This is a genomic window from Streptomyces olivaceoviridis (assembly GCF_014650115.1).
GTDB lineage: Bacteria > Actinomycetota > Actinomycetes > Streptomycetales > Streptomycetaceae > Streptomyces > Streptomyces olivaceoviridis.
In genome coordinates this window covers 258,632-278,653 of sequence record NZ_BMUI01000011.1, presented here as the reverse complement: position 1 = coordinate 278,653, position 20,022 = coordinate 258,632, and the positions used below count along the sequence as shown (strand labels likewise).

Here is a 20,022-nt window from a genome sequence, read left to right as displayed (position 1 = left end):
GGGCATGTCGAAACGCGAGATCATCCGCTGCCTCAAACGCTACGTCGCTCGCGAGATCTACCGTCAGATCCAGCTGCCGTCGGCCCTTGCTGCCTCGTCTTCTTCCGCTTGACGCAACATAGGGGCATCCTCGATTACGGCGGCTACACCGACCAGCCGGTCAGGCTCCAGTTCTGCAAGGCCGGCACCACGACGTACACCACCGTCAAGACCGTGTACACCTCCAGCACCGGCACCCTGACGACCACCGTCCCCGCGTCCGAGGACGGCTACTGGCGCTGGAACTTCGCGGGCACCTCCACGACCCCGGCCGCCAAGTCGACCGCCGATTACGTGGACGTGCAGTAACCCGGACGCCGTCGATGCCCGGACGAGCCCACGGCGTCCGGGCCCCGCCGGTGCTCGTGACGCCGTACGCCCCCTGCCACAAGCACCCCCGCCCGCCGCCGTCCCGCGACGAACGCCCCGTCAGGACGCAAGCGGCCAGGGACCTTTGCGGCCACCGTCTCTCTCTTCCAGCGGCCCTGACCTGTGGCGAGAGTAGTTCCTGCCACCGGGCGCCACACCCGCGAACAACCCACGCAGCCGTACCTGCCACGCAGTTGTCCGGGCCGGGGACGTGCGCGCGCCCGCTCGACTTCCGTGCCGCAGGAGAGACCATGAAGCTGAGCCATGCCGTTCGCCGTACGTCCGCCGCCCTCGCCGTCGGCGCGATGTCCCTGGGTCTGGTCACCGTCGCCGGCGGGGCCGCACAGGCCGTCGCCTCCTGCACCGGTGACGTGTCGGTCTACGGAACGCTGTCGGACGGCAGACTGACGTACACGCAGATCGAGCCGAACACCGGCGACCGCGTCAAGACGCTCATCGGCCCGAACCTCGGCTTCACGCCGAAGGCGATGGCGACGCTCAACTTCAACACCGTTCTGGTCACGTCGACCACCGGTGACCTCTACCGCGTCGACGTCCAGACCAACAACACGTCCCTGGGCCTCGCCGGGGTCGTCAAGATCTGGGACGGCGGCTGGACCTTCGACAAGATGGTCTACGACGGCGCCGGCCACCTCTACGGCACGGTCGACGGGCAGCTCCACCAGTACCTGGTGTCCCAGGACAAGCCCTCCGGGTCGGCCCACATAGGCCAGCACGTCGTGATCGACACGGGCTTCGTCCTCAAGACGCTGGCCGCCGCGGGCGACGACCGCATCATCGCCTCCACCTCGGACGGACGCCTGCTCAGCTACAAGATCAACGGCGTGAACGACTGGGACCGCGCGGTGCTGAAGACGAGCGGCTGGTCGGCGGTCGACTCGCTGTCCTCCCCCGGCGGGGGCCTCTACTACGGCCGTACCAACGGCGGCATGTACTGGTACCACGACGCCGACCCGACCGACGCGGACGGCTCCGACATCGCCTACCACCCGAACGACCCGGTGGACGCCTCCGGCTGGACGCAGACCCTGCTGTCGGCCTACGCGAACAACTGCGCCTACGTGCCGTCGGCCCCGCCGCACTCCGTGCAGGGCGGCACGATCTACCGCAGCGAGGTCATGACCCGCGCCAGGGACTGGTACAACCGCAACGTCCAGTACAGCCAGAGCGCCTACGCCACCGACATCGAGGGCGACGACTCCTACCGCACCGACTGCTCCGGATTCGTCTCCATGGCCTGGCACCTCACCTCCTCGCTGACGACGCAGACCCTCCCCAGCGCGGGCACGCAGATCTCCAAGGCCGACCTCAGGCCCGGTGACGCGCTGAACTCCAGCGGCGAGGGGCACGCGGTCCTCTTCGCGGGCTGGAAGGACCAGGACGCGGGCACCTTCTACTACTACTCCGAGGGCAGCCCGAGCTCGGACATGAACTACTCGTCCGCGAACGCCTACAGCGGCACCATCGACAGCCACCCGGCCTCGTCCTACATCGCCCTGCGCTACGACAGGATCGCCTGACCGGCGCACGACGGCGGCGCCCCCTTCTCCCGGGGGGCGCCGCCGTCGTGCCGCATCCGTCAGGTCTAGTACCAGTTGTTCGCCTGCCAGAAGTTCCACGCGTTGCACGGGGAGCCGTAGCGGCCGTCGATGTAGCTCAGGCCCCATCTGATCTGGGTCAGCGGGTTCTCGTGCCAGTCGTCACCCGCGACGTCCATCTTGGAGGCGGGCAGCGCCTGCGGGATGCCGTACGCGCCGGAGGACGGGTTCGTGGCGTTCCAGCGCCAGCCGCTCTCGTGGTCCCAGAGGGCTTCCAGGCATGCCCACTGGGTGGTGTTGGCCCAGGCCGCGTCCCTGTCGTTCATCAGCTGCCGCCCGGCGGCCTTGACCTCGGTGATGTCGCTGCGGTCGACGGTGTCCACGGAGGTCGTGCAGGTGTAGGTGCCCGGCTGCGCGGACAGCAGCTTCTGCGTCCAGCCACTGGTGTTGACCGGGTCGTCGAGGTGGTACGTGATGTCCGCGCCGGAGCCGTCCGTCGGGTTGGCGTCCTTGTACCAGTACATGGCACCGGTGGAGAGCCGCCCGTAGTAGAGCCCGCCGCCGGGGGAGACGAGCTGGTTGAAGCCCGACCAGCCGGAGGACTTCAGGGCGTTGCTCTTCCAGGAACCGGCACCGGCGACCGTGTAGTCGAGCAGCCGTCCGTCCTCGGTCGTGGCACCGAGCCGGTCGTCACCGGTGGCGGTGAGGGTCTTCAGGACGAACCCGGTGTCGATCTCGGTGCGGACGCCGATGTGCTGGGAGCCGGCCGGCTTGTCCTCGGTGACGTTGTAGCGCAGCAGCAGCCCGGAGGTCGTCGTGCCGTAGAGGTGCCCGTGACCGTCGTAGGTCAGCTTGTCGTGGGTCCAGCCGCTGTCGGCGATCCTCACCGGCGGGTTCAGCAGGGCGAGGCTGGTGTTGTTCGTCTTGATGTCGATGCGGTAGAGGGCACCGGTGGTCGACGTCACCAGGACGGTGTTGAAGTTGAGGGTCGCCATGGCCTGCGGCTCGAAGCCGAGGTCCGGTCCGACGAGCACCTTGGCAAGGTCGCCGGTGGCCGGGTTGATCTGGCTGAACGTGAGGCGGCCGTCGGAGAGTACGCCGTAGATGTTGACGCTGCCCGAGCAGGTGGTGGCCGCGTCGGCGGTGGGAGCGGTCACCGTGAGGAGTCCGGTGCTCAGGGCGGCGGCGGCCAGCAGGCCCGCGGCTCTACGGCGGTCGGTGCGGACGTTGTTCACTTCTGGTTCCCCCCGGGAGCGGTTGAGGTGGAGCAGGGCGGGCGCGGTTCGTGGACCGGCGGGTGGGACGCGCGGGAGCCGCCGTCAGAGACGGCGGGCGGCCTACTGCCAGCCGGCGTCGGCCACGGCGGCCTGTCGGCCGGCGTCCACCGGCGGGACCTGCCAGCCGGCGTCACCGGCGAGGACGGTGGAGGACTCGGCGTCCGTCCCGGGTGCCGAGGCGACGACCGGGGCGGCGAGGGCCGCGGCGACGACGAGGGAGGCGACCGCGGCGGCCCTGGCGATACGGGTGCGAGGCATGGCTGACCGTTCCTTCCGGGACGAGGTGCGGGGTCCGGCCCGCCGTCGCGTCCCGCGGTGACGCGCGCCCTGGCCGGTGATCACCAGGTTCGTCGCCGGCCGAGCCCGTGAGAAGGGGTCCCCGGTGGACGGAAAGGGCCTTGGACCGATACGTCCACGGGGGTCGGTGACGCCCTGTACGTCAGTCGGCGGGCTGTGCCTCGAACGCCAGGGGGATCAGCGGCACCCCGGCTCCCGTGAGTCGCGCCGCCGCCAACTGCGGTACCTCCCGGAGCAGTCGGCCGCAGACGCGGACGGCCCGTTCCTCGGCCTCCTCCAGCCCGTCGGCCAGCGTATAGAGGCCGAGGGTGAGCCGGGCGGGGGAGCGGACGTGGACGGAGACGTGCTCGACGCGGTCGCCGGGGACGAGGGACGAGCGCAGCAACTCGCGGACGTCCGGCGGCAGCTGGCTGCCGGAAGGGAGTTCCAGATGCGCGTGGACGAGGTACATGCGCTCCAGCGTCTCAACGAAGGCAGCCGCCAAGTCGGCTTCCCGGGTGGTCGGTTGTGTCCCTGGCCCGTTCCGGCCTGACCCTGTGACGAAACATTGCCGTTCTGCGAGGATCGACGCCGAACAGGGGATGTCGGGTGCAGAAACGGGGGACCCACGTGCTGACCGGACTCGGGCTCGATTCCGTCGCGGAGACGGTGTACCGCACCATGCTCAGACACCCGGCCGCCGGTGTCGCGGACCTGGGCGACACCGCGGGGCTGTCGGAGGAGGAGGTGCGCGACGCCCTCGACACCCTGAGCGAGCTGGCGCTGGTGCGTCCCGCCGCCGGGGACGCGGGGCGGCTGCGGGCGGTGTCACCGGACATCGGCATGGAGATCCTGATGGCCCGGCAGCAGGCCCGGCTCGCGGCGCAGCAGCAGCGCCTGGAGGCCTCACGGGCAGCCGCGGCCCAGCTCATCTCGGAGTACGCCGAACTACGGCCGGCCACCAGCCACCCCAGCGTGGAGCAACTGGTGGGGCTCGACCAGATCCGCGACCGGCTGGCCGTCCTCACCCGCGAGGTACGCGAGGAGTTCCTGACGTTCGCGCCGGGCGGGCCGCAGACCGCGGAGAACATGGCCGCGTCCCGGCCGCTCAACGAGGACCTGCTCGGCCGCGGGGTGCGGATGCGCACGATCTACCTGGACAGCGTGCGCACCAACCGCCCTACTGTCGAGCACGCCGACTGGCTGGCCCGGCTGGGCGGTCAGGTCCGCACGGTGCCGTCGCTCCCGACACGGATGATCCTCATGGACCGGCGGACCGCCATGATCTCCGTCAGCAGTGACGACACCGCCGCCGGCGCGGTGCTGCTGACCGGACAGGGCACGCTCACCGCTCTGTGCGCGCTCTTCGAGACGACCTGGGAGGCCGCCCAGCCCCTCGGCCAGGTCGTCCCCACCGACGCGCACGGCCTCACCGGCCAGCAGGCCACCGCCCTGCGCCTGCTGGCCGAGGGCCACACCGACGAGGCCATCGCCAAGCGCCTCGGGGTGTCCCCTCGCACCGCCCGTCGCATAGCCTCCGAACTGATGGACCGCCTCGGCGCCCGCAGCCGCTTCGAGGCCGGCGTGCGCGCCGTCCAGCAACGCTGGCTCCCGGCCCGCCCCTGAAGAGTGGAGGGACGGGCGGTGATCACCCGTGGAGCGAGCGGGCTCCCGGGCTGTCGCCCCTGAAGCGCTGGCCCGCGGCGATCTCCTCGCCGACCACCGACCAGACGGTCTCGTCGTCCTGGAAGGGGAGCGGGTCGCTGCTGTGCGTCTCCTGACGGATGCGTTCGACCTCGCGCTCCAGGCGCTCGAAGTCGGCTTCCTCGTCGCCGTCGTCGCCGCTGAAGGTGAACTCGTCGAGCAGGCGCTGGAACCGGAGGGTGACCTGGAGCAGGGAGGAGACGTCCGTGTGGAGTTCCCGCACGGTCTCCTCGTCGGCGTCGAAGGCGTGCACCTTGCCGGAAGCGGGGTCGAGGGCGAGGTGGGCGTTGAGCAGCCACCCGATGACGGGCCATCCGCCCGCACCCTCCCCGGCGTCCTCGACGCCCTCGACATCCTCGACGTCGACGACGTCCTGGACGAGGGGCAGCAGACCGTCGTCCTCGTCGGGCACACGCGGCCAGAGCGTCCCGGTGGGGACGCCGACGGTCTGCAGAAGACGGGCGCCCTCGCTGTCCGCGGTGGCGGGCGGGAAGGCGGTGGCGGGCAGCACCACGAGCCGGTCCTCGCCGAAGAGGCGGACGAGTTCACTGCGCGTGACGTCGAAAAGCACTGCGGGATCTCCGGACTCGGCGGCGACACGGGCGCCGTGGGAAGGTCAGTGGACGGAACCGTCGCGCCCACAGCATCGCGCATCGAAACGCCCCCGGCGACTCCACCCGGGTCAGCGACGACGGACGTGGACGACCACGGGGTTCCCGTCCCCGGGATCACGCTCGTCCACGCCGACCGGCATCGTGCGCCCCCCGGAGGCCCCGTGCCCGTGGTCGTGCCACCGGCCGCGCGCGGTGTCCGCGGTGTCCGGCGCGTCGAGACCGGCGGCTCATCGAGCCGCCACGGGTGCGCCGGGCCGGTTGGTTCCCGGTCCGGTCGAGGTGCCCGGGGCACACAGGAACGACTTGTCGGCCAGGCTCGTGTCGAGCCGGCAGGTGGGGCCGAGGACGCGACCGTTCGTGTTGCGGAAGGTGAGGACCCAGGTGTTTCCGGCGGAGCTGTAGCCGAGGTCCGCGTACCCGAAGACGCCCGTGCCCCCCATGGGGCCCACCGTCTGGGTGATCGACTGGTGGACGGGCTGCGGCGGGGTGCCGACCGGCTGGCCGAGGACCAGGAGGTCGTCCGGGCCGCTGTCCAGTGGCCCGCCCGAGGAGCCCACGGTCAGCTGCGGTGGGCGGACCGTGTTGAAATCGATCATCTGGTAGAGGTGCACGTGCCCCGAGAGCACCAGTCGTACGTTGCGCGCCAGCCGGTGCAGTGCGGTGTCGGCGACCGCGTCGCCGAGGACCCTGGTCAGCCATGTCACGTCGCCGGTCGTGTGCCCCGCCGATTTCACCATCCACAGCGGCTTGTGCGTGAACAGGAAGTAGTCTTCACCGGGACGCCGTTGAGCGTACTGGTTCACCTGGTCGAGCTGCCTGGTGAAGACGGCCTTGGCCGCCGTGCTTCCGTTGTCCATGGGGTCGGCGAACGAGGAGTCCAGGGAGACGAGGTTCAGCAGGCCGGCGCGGATGGTCACGGGATCGGTGTACCGGTCGCACGTCCCGTCGCCGCGCAGGTCGTCGGCGAGGTAGCGGAACCAGGCGCCGCCCGCACCGCCTTTGAAGTTCTGGTTGCAGTCCTCGTGATTGCCCCGTGTCAACGCGACCGGCGCGCCGGCGAGCAGTGTCTGTGCGGGTCTGAAGAAGTCGGCGACGACACAGTCCCAGCTCGCCGCGTCGGCGGTCGTCGTGCAGCCCGGATTCCGCTGCTTGTCGTTCTCCCTGTCCGGGTCCTCGCGGTAGAGGTAGTCACCGACGTGGAGGACGAGATCGGGGCGCGTCACGGTGGCGGCGCTGTTCGCGATCGTCGGGAAGGGCCAGCCGGTCTGGTGGTTCGCGCAGTTCTGGACCGTACCGGCCTTCGGGACCGAGCAGCCGGTGTCGCCGATGACGGCGATCCTCTGGGGGCGTGTCGTCGACGTCCAGTTGGGCAGGGGGAGCCGGCGGTCGCCGGGGTGCAGCACGGCCGCCGGGACCTGTTCCAGCCGCGCGCCGGACGCCGTGAGGGGCACACCCAGCTCGCAGACGGTGGTGGGGAACTGCGCCCCCATGGGGGTGCTCACCTGGTGCATCTGGTGCGTGTCCCTGGTCGTCCCCAGGGTGTAGCGCACCGAGGGGCATTGCCGACTGGTGTCGGTGGACACGTAGCGGATCTGGGTCCCGCGGCTGGTGAGCTGCGTCCACGCCCAGGCCTCGCCGCCCGCCGTGCCCGGCGGAGGAGTCGGTCCGGGGGGACGTGTGGGCTCGGGAGGCCGTGGCCCCGTGCTGTGGGACGTGGCCTGTGCGGGGGCCGGGCTGGAGGAGGCCGCCGTGACCGACGCGGCCGTGGCCAGCGCGCTCACCATGGCGAGCACGACCATGCGATGTCTCATGCCGGTTCCTTCGTCGCTGTGCCGGAGGAGCGCCCGCGGATCGCCGCCGAGTGCCACCACTCCGGAGCGTTCCGGACGCACTCGCTCCGTACACCACCCCGGAGCCGAATGGCCCATACGCCCGGAGCCACGCGTGGACCTCCGTGCCGGCGGCGTCTCCCCCCGGGGAGCCGGTGCTTGAGATCAGCAGTGGCGCAGTGCCCCGTCAGCCGGCCGGCGCCTTCGGGAAAGCGGCCCGGACCTGGCTCCGCCGGCTTCGCTGGTACGGCATCTTCACCCGGGCCAGGACAGGTCGGGGCAGCCGCCGGAGCGGTGCTGAGGTCTCCCTCGTGGGCGGTACGTCAGCTCGGGCTCCCGCGTCGGCCGCGATCTCCGCGACACCCGTGTACGCCACCACGGACCCCTGGTGCGAAGACGGCACGGCACCCCGGCAGCACTGGCCACCCGTGGCCTCGGCACCCTGAGACTCCGCCTCCGGTACGTCTTCCGACACCGGAGGCGGCCTTCACCGCACTCCGCCGACCATGGTGCATCTCTCCGCGCCGACGGAGTGGTGCCGGCATGTCAGCCGAGGCAGAGGCCCAGCAGACAGAGCTGGGCGGGGGGTGGCGTCGTCGCCGGGGCGGGGGCGGTCCCGGGGGTGTCCGGTGCCGTGCCGCCGGTCGTCGGGGCAGGGGCCGGTGGGGTCGGCGTGTCGGTGTGGTCCGGGGCCGGCCCGTTCGTGTTCGCCGTGCCGCCGGAGGACGCGGACCCGGCGGACTGCTGCTGCGGGGGCGACGCGACAGCCGGGCGGTGAGAGGGCACGGGGTCCGGCCGGGTCACCGGGGCCGCCGTGCTGGGCGCGGCAGGAAGGCTCTGGTGCCGAGGGGCGGCGCTGACCGGTGCGTGTGTCCCGGGCGTGGTGCGGGGCGCGTGATGCTCGGGAGCCCGCGGGGCCGGCCGAGTGGGTTCCGTCTCCACCCGCTCCCTCGCGGCGCCCATGCTCCGGTCCTCCGGCGCGGCGGCGGCCTGGGCCTGGCTGGTGGTGTGCCGGTCCAGTGTGGCGAGCGACAGGCCGCCGCCGACGAGTGCGAAGGCGGTGGCGACCATGGCCCGCCGCTGGTGTTTCTTCAGACGGGCGAGCTGGCGGCGGCGTGCCGCCCTGCCCGGCCGCGCGGGTGATATGCCCGCGGTGTCGGCGGACGGCCCGGTGGCGGACCCCGTGTCCTGCTCCGGCTGGGGCTCACTGTCCCAGGGGAATCCGTCGCTGCGGGTCCCGGGCGGCGTGGCGGCGGACGCACCCGTGACGGTCGACCCGGCAGACCGGTCGGGGCCGACGCGATCGGTGAGGACCGGAGGCGCGATGTCCGGGGCGTACGCACCGCACCCGGGGCAGACCAGGGCGCCATTGAGATGCCGACGACACGTGGAGCAGTAGTCCATCTGCGGTCTTCCTGGGTTTGACTGCGCCGTCGGCCCGCCCGGGCCACGGCCTGGTCACGCTCGTACAGGGAGTCGAGCGGTCAGCAACGCTAACGACCCCTTTGAAAGGCCGTGTGCAGCCCGTGTGGTGCTCCTGCGCAGATTCCGAAACCCGGTAGCGGCCGCGAAGCTCCCGAAACCGACCGTGGGTCTCCAGCGTGCCGGTTTCCCGCGTGACGGGACTGCCCCCGCACCTGGAATGATCATGCGTAGCACCCTTCGGCATCCTCGCGCTCCTTGTAGTGGACCCGCGTCCAGGCGGACCCATGACCAAGGGTCCCGTGGTGCTCGCTCGTCCTCTTCCGGGCGGACCGTGGGTGTGCGGGGACATACGGTGTCGTGGTGATCGGGGTGGGTGTGCAGGGGTTGCTGGCCGACCGTTACCAGCTACAGGACCGGCTGGGGAGCGGCGCGATGGGCGAGGTGTGGCGGGCCGACGACCGCCTCCTCGGCCGACCCGTGGCGGTCAAGCTGCTGCGGACCGATGAGGCCGCCGACGCGGAGCGCTTCCGGCTGGAGGCCCAGACCGCGGGCCGGCTCAACCATCCCAACGTCGTCGGCATGTACGACTTCGGGTCGCACCACGGCCGGCTCTACCTGGTCATGGAACTCGTCGACGGCTGGAGTCTGGCCCAGGAGCGCTCCCTGCGCGGCGCCCTCGATCCGCAGGAGGCGGCGGCCCTCGGGGCCCAGGTGGCCTCCGGTTTGGCCGCCGCGCACCGGCAGGGGGTGATCCACCGGGACGTCAAGCCCGCCAACGTGATGCTGAGCGCCGACCGTACGGCGAAGATCGCGGACTTCGGCATCGCACGCTTCGCCGACGAAGCGGCGGCCGGTCTGACGGCCACCGGCAAGATCGTCGGTACCGCCGACTACCTCGCCCCCGAACGGGCCCTCGGCCGTCCCGCCCAGCCCGCGTCCGACGTCTACTCCCTCGGCTGCGTGCTCTACGAACTCCTCACCGGACGGCCCCCGTTCCGCGGGGGGACCCCGTTGGCCGTGGTGCAGCAGCATGTCGACGCCCCGCCCGCGCCGCCGGCCCGGCTGCGCCCCGGCATCCCCCAGGAGCTCTCCGACTACATACTGTTCCTGCTCGCCAAGGAACCGGCACACCGTCCCACCGCGGACCAGGCGGCCGACTGGCTCGCGTCGTACGGCCGGGTCTCCCACGCCCCCGAACCGAACGGCACCGCTCTTCCGTCGGCGGCGGCCACCGCTCCGGCCCCCGTCATGCCCACAGCTCCGGCCCCTGCCATGCCCACCGCTCCGGCACCCGTCCCGCGAACCCGCGTGTCCCGCACCGTGACGCATTCCCGTCCGCGGACCCGCCGGAAACTGACAGCCAGGGCAGCGGTCGGCGGTGCCGGCCTCGCTCTCTTCGCCGCGGCGGCGGCCCTCGGAGCGTCGCTGAACTCCGGCGAAGACACCCCTTCGTCCCCGCCCGCCTCCGCTCCCGGCACGGTCGCCACCTCGGAACCGGCGACAGGGACCGCCTCACCGGCCTCGGCGTCCGCCACGTCACCCGCACCGCGGCAGGCACAGGAACAGGACGGTGACCAGGAGGAGGGACCCAAGGACAAGCACGGCAAGGGCAAGGGCAAGGGCAAGGGCCACGGTTCCGACGACTGACCGCCCCCGCGGCGCGTGGAGGCACCGGGCGGTTTCAACGCCCCATGGAGACCTGGATCATTGTCAGCATGTCGATCATCGCAACCGCTGTGGTGTGGGCCATCGCATGCCTGCACGTCTACATCCTGGTACTGGAGATGTTCCTGTGGACCGGCCCGAGGGCTCGGGCCGCCTTCGGGACCAGTGCTGAGTTCGCCGCCGAGACGAAGGCGCTCGCGGCCAACCAGGGTTTGTACAACGGCTTCCTCGCCGCCGGTCTGGTGTGGGGTGCGGTGGCGCCCGACCCGGTGGGATTCCAGGCGAAGACGTTCTTCCTGGTGTGCGTCGCGGTGGCGGGCCTGTACGGAGCCGCGACCGCCAGCCGGAAGATCCTCTTCGTCCAGACCGTCCCGGCACTCATAGGTCTGGCGCTCGTGTTCCTGGCCCACTGAACCAAGCACACCGCATTCGCCTTCGTACCGGCATCGGCAATGACAGGTGAGGCGTACCTCCCCCTCACCTGTCATCGAAGGGCCGACGGATCCGGCTCATGGCCTGCCGGTCTTGCTGAACCCCTTGTCCAGGTAGGGGGACTGGTCGACGACGAAGCCGTCGTCCGCGACCAGGCGGGCGATACCGCCCTGGTCACGCCAGACCTCGCCGCCGGAGCTGAAGGAGAAGCCGCCGTACTCCGGGTGGTTCTCGTTGGTGTAGACGCGGTAGCGCTGACCGGGCTGGATGACCGTTCCCGGGGGGAAGGCGAACGAGTAGCCGGTGGGCTTGGCCTCCACCTTCCAGCCGGTCAGGTCCTGGGGCCCGCCGCCCTTGTTGAGGATCTCGACGTATTCGTCCGCCTGGCCGGTGCCCGTGCCCTGGTAGCGCAGGCCCGAGATGATCACGTCGGGCTCGTCGAGCGTGAACATGCACACCACGTCGGCGAAGTTGATGCCGCCTTCCGGGCTGCGGAACTGCTGGACGATCTGGCCGTTGCGCTTGAACCCGCTCAGCACCGCCCGGTACTGCTTGCCGTCGATCGTGACGGGCTGGGGGTGGATGAAGGTCTGCAGGTCGACCAGGTCGTCGTCCGCGGGACTGGTACCGGTGCTGTTGGGTGTCTCGTTGTGGTGGAAGCTGAAGTTGAGGTCGGTCGTGCTGCCGTCCTCGAACATGACGTTGATGGTCAGCTGGACGTCGAACTGGCTCGGGCTGACACTCGTGGGCTTGTTGCGGTGCACGAAGGTGCCGACGACGAACTCGGTGCCGTCGAGCTGGACGTCCGCGGCCTCACCGCGGAACTGGTACCCGCTCTGGCTGCCGGCGCTGCCCCACTGGATGTAGTCGGTGCCCACGCCGTTGACCGGTGAGATGGCGGGGTTGGTGGACGAGAAGACGCCGGAGGTGACGACGGTGGTCATGATTCTGGATCCCGCTCCCTCAGTCCTCGTCCTCGATGACCTCGGCCTTGAGCTTGGCCGGCGGTGCGGTACCGATCTGGGCGATGCCGTCGGTGTGGCGGCCGGTCTTGGCTCCGTCGACGGCTTCGAGGCCGCAGGTGTAGACGATGCAGTCCTTGTCCTCGCTGCCGGTGTTCAGGTGCACGTGGTAGCTGAAGGTCAGGGTGCGCCCGTCGTCGCTGACGGTGGCCTGGACGGGGGGCAGGTTGCCGCCCGTGGTCTGGTTGATGCGCTTGTACTGTGCGCCCACCGTGCCGTTCCAGCGGAACCCGGTGGGGGCCGTGAAGACGTGCTCGCGCTCGCCGGCGTCGACCGTCTCGCTCCAGTTCGGTGTGCGCACACAGATGTTGATGGTGGTGCCGAGCCCGCCCGGAGCGTCCTCGACCCCGCCCTCCTGCCACACCACGAGGTCGAGTTTCTGGGCACGGCCCTGTTCGTAGCCCCAGTCGTAGCCGTTCGCGTACTGGTCCTGCTCACCGCGCGTGCCGTCGCGCGGCGGGTCGGCGTAGGGCTTTCCGGCGAGCGCATCGGCGCGTCCCCGTTCCTCACCCCGTTTGTAGGCTTCCTTCTTGGTCTGCACGTCGGTGCTCATCTCCGAGTCCTCCTGGGCTGTGATCGAAGCGTGCGACGGAAAAGAGAGGCGTCCTGGTGCGGGTCGCCCGGCCCGCGGGAGGCGGCCAGGGCTCAGCACCGCATGCCGCGCGGTTCACCGAACGCGAACGCGGTCGTCATGAAGGCTGCGCCCGAAGACGGAACGCAGGACGCCGCCCGTGGCTTCGGGCGGGGCGGTCGCGTGGTCATCGCGGCGCGCAGCGGACTCTCATCCGGGTCCATCGTTAGCCCGGATCCGCCGGTGGTATGCCGCCGTTCCCCCGTTTGGAATGCCGAATCGATTCCGCGTCACTTGTTCGAGTGCAGTTGAGGATCGGTACGGCGCACAGGGGCGGAGCGGAGCGCGTCAACGCGCGTCCTGCCGAAGCCGTCGGCGACCGCCGCCTCCCTCCCGTACGGATCCCGTCACCGTCCGTCTCGCCCGGCGGCTCCCCCGTGCGGGTGGCTGACGCGGTGGCTGCTCCTGCGGTGCCCGTCCGACCGGTATGCAGAGGAAATGCCAACGGTGGTGCGGAAGGAGAGGGAGATGCGGGAGACGAGGCCGTGGACGTGTGAGGTGGCGGGCGGCATCAAGGCCCGACCGTGCTCGTGCCGGGGGGTGGCGGCGTGACGGCCAGGGCCGCGGCGCGGTGGCGGTCGCCGGATGCGCCGGACGGAGGTGGCCTGCCGGGCACCGTGGCGGGCAACGGGGCGGCCGGCTTCTCCGGAGACGGCGGCCCCGCGTCGGACGGACAGCTGGCCTTTCCCGCGGACGTGGCCGTGGGAGGCGGGGCGGTCTTCGTCGCCGACCACGCGAACCACCGGATCCGCCGGATCGACGGCACCGGCACCCTGACGACGATCGCCGGGGACGGGCTGCGGGGCTTCGCCGGGGACGGCGCCGACGCGGTGCGCGCCCGCCTCGGCTTCCCGTCCGCGCTCGTGGTCGCCCCGGACGGCGCCCTGTTCGTCGCCGACGAGATGAACCACCGGATCCGCCGGGTCGATCCCTCGGGTGTCATCGGCACCGTCGCGGGAGACGGCTCGCGCGGTGAAGGCGAGGGTGACGGCGACGGCGGCCCGGCCGACCGCGCCCGGTTGGACGCCCCGTGCGCCGTGGCCGTCGACGCGGCCGGCCGGCTGTACGTCGGGGAAGCGGGCACCCCCCGAGTGCGCAGGATCGACGGCGACGGTGTCATCAGCACGGTCGTCGCGGCATCCGGGCGGTCCAGTGGCTCCGGTGCGGCCGACGCGGGCGAGGCGTTCCTCCCCGCCGGCCTGGCGGTCGACGCGGCCGGCCGGCTGTACATCGCCGACCCGGAGGGCCGGCGGGTACTGCTGCTCGGCTCGGACGGGGTGCTCCGGGTGCTGGCGGGTCCGCCGGACGGGGGCGCCGACGGCACGGCGGTCGGCTGGGGCGCACCGTGCGCGGTGGCGGTCGACGGTGAGGGCGTGCTCTACGTGGCCGACCTGACCGGACACCGCGTGTGGCGGTTGGCCGAGGGAGCGGCACGTGTCGTCGCGGGGCAGCCGGATCCGGCTGCCTGCGAGAGCACCGGGTCCGGCGACCCGGCCGACGCCGTCGTACACACCGAGCTGGCCTACCCGTGTGGTCTCGCCGTGGATCCGGCGGGGCGCCTGCTCGTGGCGGACAACTTCCACCACCGGATCGCGGCCGTACCCCTCACCACCGCACCCTCCGAGGACACGGAGCCGGTACGGGACGAGGAGCCGACGCCGGTCGTGGAACCGGAACGGGAGCCGCAGCGAGAACCCGAGCGCGAGCGGGAACCCGAGCGCGAGCGGCAGCCGGAGCGGGAACCCGCCCGGCTGCTGGTCCGGCAGGAGGTCGGTCTGGAGATCCAGCGAGGGCAGAGCGAGTTGATCCACGTACGGGTCTCCTCCACCGACCCCTGGGCCCCGGGACGGGTGGCGCACCACTTCACCGCTCCGACGGGGTTCGTCTTCGACGGCCGGGTCACCTGCGCGTATTACCGCGCGGATCGCACGGTCATCCCCGGCGGGAACCCGACGGGGACGGTCGGGGACGGAGGCCGATCGTTGGTCGTCACGGACGAGCCCCGCCTGAACGCTGTCGGCCATCCGGCGGCGGCCCTGGTCTACACGCTCGGCATCCGTGCCCTGAACGACGCCGAGCCGGGCCGGTACACCGACGGGCGGGCGGTGATCGCGGGCCAGCCGGAAGTGCGCCTGAGGGCGAGCGTTCTCGGAGATGACGAGGACTGACGAGGGCACGCACGCATCCGAAGCCGTCCGTGGCGGACCACCCGCCATGGGCGGCTCTTTGCGTTCTCAAACCTTGAATGCGGAGGTAATCGTTTCTGTGCTCCCAGGTCACCCTCGTGATGGTCACCAATTGCAAGTGATCGGCTACCTTGAGTTAGTGTTCGAAATGTGTCCATGCCCGCCCTTTTGAGGCTCGGTCCGCGGGGCCCCTTCCCGCATGCCCCGCTCGCCCACCCGCTCGACCGCAAATGGCTGCACTACGCGTTCCTGTCCCGGTGCGGGCAGCAGGCACTCATCGCGAACCTCTCCGTCCTGGGCTCCTCCACCGGCTCGGTCTTCGCGCACCCGGGCGCCCCCGCCACCGGGCGTCGCAGCGGCACCGGCACGGCGGCCGAGGGGCAGCACATGGCGATCCTGCTCCTCTACGGGGAGGGACACGGCTGGAGCGCGACGCAGTTCAACGCCGAGCAGCCGGAACTGCCGTGGTCGGCCTTCCGGTTGCCGCACCCGCACGGTGAACCCGGCGCCTTCCGGGTGGCGGCCCGCTCGGCGGCGCCGGCGGCGGACGTACGGCTGACCCGGACCAGCAGGCCGTGCACCTCGCAGTGCGCGCCGTTCGGCGACGACGAGCATCTGCGGTGGCAGTCGGAGCCCGGCGTCCTGGGCACCGGAACCCTGCGGCACGGCGACGGTACGGCGACGGAGACGGGCCTGCTCGGCTACCACGAGCGGGTACGCGGCCGGTGGTCCTGGCCCACACTCGGCGGCTGGGTCTTCGGATTCGTCAACGACCCCTCAGGCCCGGTCGACCAGGCCCCGCCCTCGGCGGTCGTCTTCACCCTGATCCAGCCCGCGTATCCCGCGGACGCGGCCAACGGATCGGTGATGCTGTGGCGCGACGGGCGCATGATCCGCCACTTCCCGCGGCGCAATCTGCGGGTCGCCGTGAGCGGCAGCCTGGACCGTGACCGGGTGGCGATGGTGCCGCCGCTGGCGGGCCTGCTGGGCACCCCGCCGATGGCCGCGGTGCCCGGCCGGCTGCTGATCACCGCTCGGCTCGGCGACGACCGTCTCGTCCTCGACTTCCGCTCGCACACGGCGGGCCGGATCATCAACCCGTCCGAGACCAGCCTCCACCCGTTCAGCGTGCACGAGACCCTCGGCCCGTGCACCGTGGATGGCCGGGTCGGCGGACGCCGTATCGGCTTCCGTACCGGGGGCATCGTGGAGTTCGCCGGGGGTGCCCGTGACTGAGACCGTCCCCGCGTTCACCGGTGCACGGCTGCTGGACGAGACCGTCACCGCCCTGTCCGACCGGGCGCCGGCGATCCTCGCAGCCGCGGCCGACCAACTGCGCGGCATCCGGCTGGGCCTGCACTTCAACGACGGCAGCCACGCCACACTCACCGCACGGCACAGCCGCATCGTGGTGGACCGGGACCGCTGCCCGGACCCCGACGTCGAGGTCGCCTTCGACAACCGGGCCATGAACCTGCTGTTCGACCTCCAGCGCCCGCCCGCCGACCAGGTCCTGCCCGACAGCCTCGACGTCCGCGGCTCCCGCGACGACACCCTCGCCGTCTGGCGGGCCTTCACCCTGCTGTCCCAGCGCGCGGCGGGCCTGCGCAGCATGCAGGAACTGTGGGGGGCCTACCGCGAACAGGCCCCCCAACTGTGGGGCAGCGCGACACCCGCCGCCCGGGGACCGGCCGCCGACCCGGTCGACTGGACGGCGCTGGACTTCCTCGCCCGACGCTCCCCCGAGGACGCGCCCGCACCGCCCGCGCTGATCGGCGACACCACCGTCACCGCGCCGCGCCTGCTGTGGGACGGTCGCACCAGCACCGACTGGTCGCTGGAGGACACCGTCCAGGACGCGGACCTGATGGAGACCATGCTCCGGTGCCGGGCCCGTACCAACGAGGAGATCGAACGGCTGCTGCCGGACCGCGAACCGCGTGCCGAACTGTACGACCTCATGCGCTCCTACCCCGCCCGCCAGGGCAAGGGCCTGCGTCCCACCCTGACCATCGCCGCCTGCGCCGCTTTCGGCGGGCGCCCCGACGACGCCGTACGCGCCGCCGCCGCGCTGGAACTGTTCCACAACGGCTTCCTCGTCCACGACGACATCGCCGACGAGTCCACCCACCGGCGCGGTCTGCCCACCCTGCACGAGGAACACGGCCTGGGCCTGGCCGTCAACGTCGGCGACGGGATGAACCTGCTCGCCGTCGACGCCTTCCTGTCCAACCTCGAAACCCTCGGCCTCGTCCGCACCCTCGGCCTCATCCACGAGGCGGTGCACATGTGCCGGGAGTCCATCGAGGGGCAGGCCATGGAGCTGGGCTGGATCCGCCACGAGGTCGTCCCCGGAACCGACGACGCCTACTTCACGATGAGCACCAAGAAGACCGGCTGGTACACCTGCATCAGCCCGTGCCGCATCGGCGCCGTCTGTGCCGGCGTCACCGACCCCGCCGTGCTGAGCCGGTTCGACGAGGCGTTCCGCCTGATCGGCATCGCCTTCCAGATCCAGGACGACATCCTGAACCTGGTCGGCGAGGAAGCCCTCTACGGCAAGGAGCCCCTGGGCGACCTGCTCGAAGGCAAGCGCACGGTGATGCTGATCCACCTCTTCCGCACCGCGTACGCCCACGAGCGCCCCCGCCTCCTGGACGTCCTGCGGCAGCGCCGTACCGACAAGACCCAGCAGCACGCCGAGGAACTCCTCGCCGCCATGCGCCGGCACGGCTCCATCGAGTACGCCACCGACCTCGCCGACCGGCTCGCCGCCGAAGGCATCGCCCGCTTCGAGGAAGACCTCCGGTTCATCCCCGAGAACGAAGGCAAAGCCGTCCTGCGGCAGATCGCCCACTACGTCACCTCAAGGCCACTGTGACCACCACCCCGCCCCCGCCCCCGTCCCCGCCGGCCGATCCCACCGCCACCGGCCCGCTGACCCCCACCGACCACCGGGCCTTCGCCTTCCTCGGTCACGTCAACAGCAGCCTGCGCCAGTGCCTGTGCACCCTGGCCAGGCACGGCGTGGCCGTGCGCCGCGACGCCCCCGAACGCGCCCGCCTCCTGCTCGACACCGTACGGCCCTGGCCCCTGTACAAGGGCGGTCAGTTCCTCTTCGACCTGATGGAGTGGGAGGACCTCATGGTCGACGGCGACCCCCCGCCCGTGATGTCCACCGAGCGGATCGTCGCCGCCTGCACGCTCCCCGTGCGGCTGATCGCCGCGGCCACCGAGGAGGCACCGGTGGTGACGAAGCTGGTTCCCGGCCAGCGCACGACCGCCGCGCTCGACCTCCCACTGCGCCTGCTGACCACCACCGCCCGCAGCACCCTCCTGAGTGCCGCGCAGGACCTCACCGACCTGCTCGGGCCGGGCGCCGCCCCCGACCCCGACGACGACGCCGGCTACGCCACCGACCCGGACCCCCTCACCGACGACACCGGCGCCGAACTGCCGCCGCTGGAGGCCGGCTTCTACCTCTACGAGGACATCGCCCTCGGCGCCCTGTCCGTCCTCGGCCCGCTCCTGGCCGACCACGCACCGACCGACCCCGCGCCACCCGCCTAGCTCATGACACCCGTACCCGACCCCGGCGGTCCCTCCCGACGGTCCATGAGCAGGCCCGGCCCCCAAGCCCGCCACCGGCGGATCCGCTCACGCGGACGCACCCATCCACAGAAGGGACACGCATGGCCACGCAGACCCAGGCCCCCGTCCAGTCCGGTTCCGAGAACAAGCTCTACATCCTCCAGCAGGGCATCGTCGAGGACGCGCCGGGCGGCGTCCCCGCCCACCTCAGCTTCGGCATCCTCAGCACCGTCCCCGACCCGGTGAACCCCGGAGACATCACCTTCACCCTGAAGGCGCCCACCGGCTTCGTGTTCACCGGCTGGCTCTCCTGGGCCTACCACGATGTCAACACGCTCCAGGCGAAGGGCAACCTGGAGACCACCCAGGGCACCCTCGGCGACGGGGGCCGCACCCTGACCTTCACGCACAACCCGTACCTGTCCACCAACCAGGAGTGCCTCGGCTACGGCGCCCAGGTGACCGCCGTTGACGGTGCGACGCCGGGCCGCTACACCGACGGCCAGCTCAAGGTGGGCTCCGCCAGCCCGATCAAGCTCAAGGGCCGCGTCCTCGACCCCGACGAGGACTGAGCCCCCCGACGAACCGGCCCGTCGGTGGTTCCGCCGGCTCGACCCGGAGCCACCGACGGGTTACGCGGAAGAGAAAGGCTGGAGGATGTACGGAGCAGGAAACCGTCTGCCGGGCCGTATCGGGCGCGCTGCCTCGTCGGTGCTGCGGCTGCGGCGGGGAGAGCGGGCCACATGGGCCGTGGGGACGCTGGCCGCAGCGATGCTGCTGGCGTCGTCACTGCCCGCGAACGCCGCCACGGCGCAGCCGCGGCCGGCACGGCCTGCCGCGGCGGCGCAGACCATGGCAGCGCGGGACCCGGAGTGCATTCAGCCGGGGAACGCGCGGCTCGACCCCCGCTTCTACTGGCGCAACGTCTTCGGCGCCCGGCTGGGCGAGGGTGTGATCAACGAATCGGCGTCGCCCAACCCGTTCGGCGGCCGGATCGCGCCGGGGTCGACGTTCACGTTCAGGTGGCGCCCGGACACCACACGCAATCCCGTGGGAGCGCAGTACCACATCCACCGGGTCAATCTGGCCTCGGTCATGGCGGTGGCCGACGTGGTGTCGGTGACGGGGCCGGGCAGCTTCTCCGGGACGACGCTGAGCGCCCAGGAGACACCGCCCCAGAAGCTCTGGGACACCGTGGTGACGTTCCGGATCAGGCCCGGGACGGAGGGCCGGACGGCCACCCTCTCGTCGGCCGACCACAGCCTGACCACGAGGTGGCTGTTCACCAACATCAACAACATCTGGGAGAACACCGGAAGCATCTCCTTCACCGTCGCCAGCCGCGCCAGCCTCGGCTGCGATTCGTCCTCGATCCTCGGCTGACCGGACGATGAGGCGACGGG

The 20,022-nt window shown here is 71.5% G+C and carries 18 protein-coding genes and 1 pseudogene; 11 read left to right on the top strand and 8 right to left on the bottom strand.

Annotated elements, in window-relative coordinates:
• Positions 1–135: 135 nt before the first annotated feature.
• Both IE273_RS22515 and IE273_RS22510 read left to right on the top strand, forming a co-directional pair.
• Positions 136–348 (top strand): annotated as a pseudogene (locus tag IE273_RS22515) (calcium-binding protein); the annotation flags it as partial.
• A gap of 311 nt (positions 349–659) precedes the next feature.
• On the top strand, positions 660–1,949 hold the full coding sequence (locus tag IE273_RS22510; RefSeq protein ID WP_189816964.1) for a tachylectin-related carbohydrate-binding protein: 1,290 nt from the start codon (positions 660–662) through the stop codon (positions 1,947–1,949).
• A 65-nt stretch (positions 1,950–2,014) separates the two neighbouring features.
• On the opposite strand, the gene IE273_RS22505 is transcribed toward IE273_RS22510, so the two are convergent.
• From IE273_RS22505 to IE273_RS22495, 3 genes are all read right to left on the bottom strand, one after another.
• On the bottom strand, positions 2,015–3,202 hold the full coding sequence (locus tag IE273_RS22505) for an aggregation-promoting factor C-terminal-like domain-containing protein (RefSeq protein ID WP_189816963.1): 1,188 nt from the start codon (positions 3,200–3,202) through the stop codon (positions 2,015–2,017).
• A gap of 102 nt (positions 3,203–3,304) precedes the next feature.
• Complete coding sequence (locus IE273_RS22500; protein WP_189816962.1) at positions 3,305–3,502, bottom strand: hypothetical protein; 198 nt, start codon at positions 3,500–3,502, stop codon at positions 3,305–3,307.
• 181 nt (positions 3,503–3,683) lie between these two features.
• A complete protein-coding gene (locus IE273_RS22495; protein WP_189816961.1) occupies positions 3,684–3,992 on the bottom strand; it encodes a hypothetical protein in 309 nt (102 codons plus the stop codon).
• Between the two features lie 158 nt (positions 3,993–4,150).
• On the opposite strand from IE273_RS22495, the gene IE273_RS22490 reads away from it, so the two are divergent.
• Entirely contained in the window at positions 4,151–5,146 is a 996-nt protein-coding gene (locus IE273_RS22490; RefSeq protein ID WP_189816982.1) for a helix-turn-helix domain-containing protein, read from the top strand.
• 22 nt (positions 5,147–5,168) lie between these two features.
• On the opposite strand, the gene IE273_RS22485 is transcribed toward IE273_RS22490, so the two are convergent.
• The 3 genes from IE273_RS22485 to IE273_RS22475 all read right to left on the bottom strand — a co-directional run bounded on the left by IE273_RS22485 (position 5,169) and on the right by IE273_RS22475 (position 9,071).
• Positions 5,169–5,795 (bottom strand): SUKH-4 family immunity protein, encoded by a 627-nt coding sequence (locus IE273_RS22485; protein ID WP_189816960.1) that lies wholly within the window; start codon positions 5,793–5,795, stop codon positions 5,169–5,171.
• Positions 5,796–6,065: 270 nt separating this feature from the next.
• Entirely contained in the window at positions 6,066–7,649 is a 1,584-nt protein-coding gene (locus IE273_RS22480) for a metallophosphoesterase family protein (protein ID WP_229887336.1), read from the bottom strand.
• 564 nt (positions 7,650–8,213) lie between these two features.
• Positions 8,214–9,071, bottom strand: a complete 858-nt coding sequence (locus IE273_RS22475) for an SCO2400 family protein (RefSeq protein WP_189816959.1) — start codon at positions 9,069–9,071, stop codon at positions 8,214–8,216.
• Positions 9,072–9,452: 381 nt separating this feature from the next.
• On the opposite strand from IE273_RS22475, the gene IE273_RS22470 reads away from it, so the two are divergent.
• On the top strand, positions 9,453–10,739 hold the full coding sequence (locus IE273_RS22470; protein WP_229887335.1) for a serine/threonine-protein kinase: 1,287 nt from the start codon (positions 9,453–9,455) through the stop codon (positions 10,737–10,739).
• 68 nt (positions 10,740–10,807) lie between these two features.
• Positions 10,808–11,170, top strand: a complete 363-nt coding sequence (locus IE273_RS22465; RefSeq protein ID WP_189816957.1) for a DUF1304 domain-containing protein — start codon at positions 10,808–10,810, stop codon at positions 11,168–11,170.
• Positions 11,171–11,266: 96 nt separating this feature from the next.
• Here the strand turns inward: IE273_RS22465 and IE273_RS22460 are convergent, their stop codons facing one another.
• On the bottom strand, positions 11,267–12,133 hold the full coding sequence (locus IE273_RS22460) for a lamin tail domain-containing protein (RefSeq protein WP_189816956.1): 867 nt from the start codon (positions 12,131–12,133) through the stop codon (positions 11,267–11,269).
• Positions 12,134–12,152: 19 nt separating this feature from the next.
• On the bottom strand, positions 12,153–12,764 hold the full coding sequence (locus IE273_RS22455; RefSeq protein ID WP_189816955.1) for a hypothetical protein: 612 nt from the start codon (positions 12,762–12,764) through the stop codon (positions 12,153–12,155).
• A 695-nt stretch (positions 12,765–13,459) separates the two neighbouring features.
• Between IE273_RS22455 and IE273_RS22450 the strand changes: the two genes are divergently transcribed.
• The 6 genes from IE273_RS22450 (at position 13,460) to IE273_RS22425 (ending at position 20,002) form a co-directional block, all read left to right on the top strand.
• The gene (locus tag IE273_RS22450) at positions 13,460–15,010 is read left to right on the top strand and encodes an NHL domain-containing protein (RefSeq protein ID WP_229887333.1); all 1,551 of its coding nucleotides are present in this window, start codon (positions 13,460–13,462) and stop codon (positions 15,008–15,010) included.
• 174 nt (positions 15,011–15,184) lie between these two features.
• Positions 15,185–16,264 (top strand): hypothetical protein, encoded by a 1,080-nt coding sequence (locus tag IE273_RS22445; protein WP_229887331.1) that lies wholly within the window; start codon positions 15,185–15,187, stop codon positions 16,262–16,264.
• Complete coding sequence (locus IE273_RS22440; protein WP_229887330.1) at positions 16,257–17,909, top strand: polyprenyl synthetase family protein; 1,653 nt, start codon at positions 16,257–16,259, stop codon at positions 17,907–17,909. The genes IE273_RS22445 and IE273_RS22440 overlap by 8 nt, the downstream gene beginning before the upstream one ends.
• Positions 17,906–18,598: a hypothetical protein gene (locus tag IE273_RS22435; RefSeq protein WP_189816952.1), complete on the top strand. Its 693-nt coding sequence runs from the start codon at positions 17,906–17,908 to the stop codon at positions 18,596–18,598. The genes IE273_RS22440 and IE273_RS22435 overlap by 4 nt, the downstream gene beginning before the upstream one ends.
• Positions 18,599–18,720: 122 nt before the next feature.
• A complete protein-coding gene (locus IE273_RS22430; protein WP_189816951.1) occupies positions 18,721–19,191 on the top strand; it encodes a hypothetical protein in 471 nt (156 codons plus the stop codon).
• Positions 19,192–19,276: 85 nt separating this feature from the next.
• Positions 19,277–20,002: a hypothetical protein gene (locus IE273_RS22425; RefSeq protein WP_229887328.1), complete on the top strand. Its 726-nt coding sequence runs from the start codon at positions 19,277–19,279 to the stop codon at positions 20,000–20,002.
• Positions 20,003–20,022: the final 20 nt, after the last annotated feature.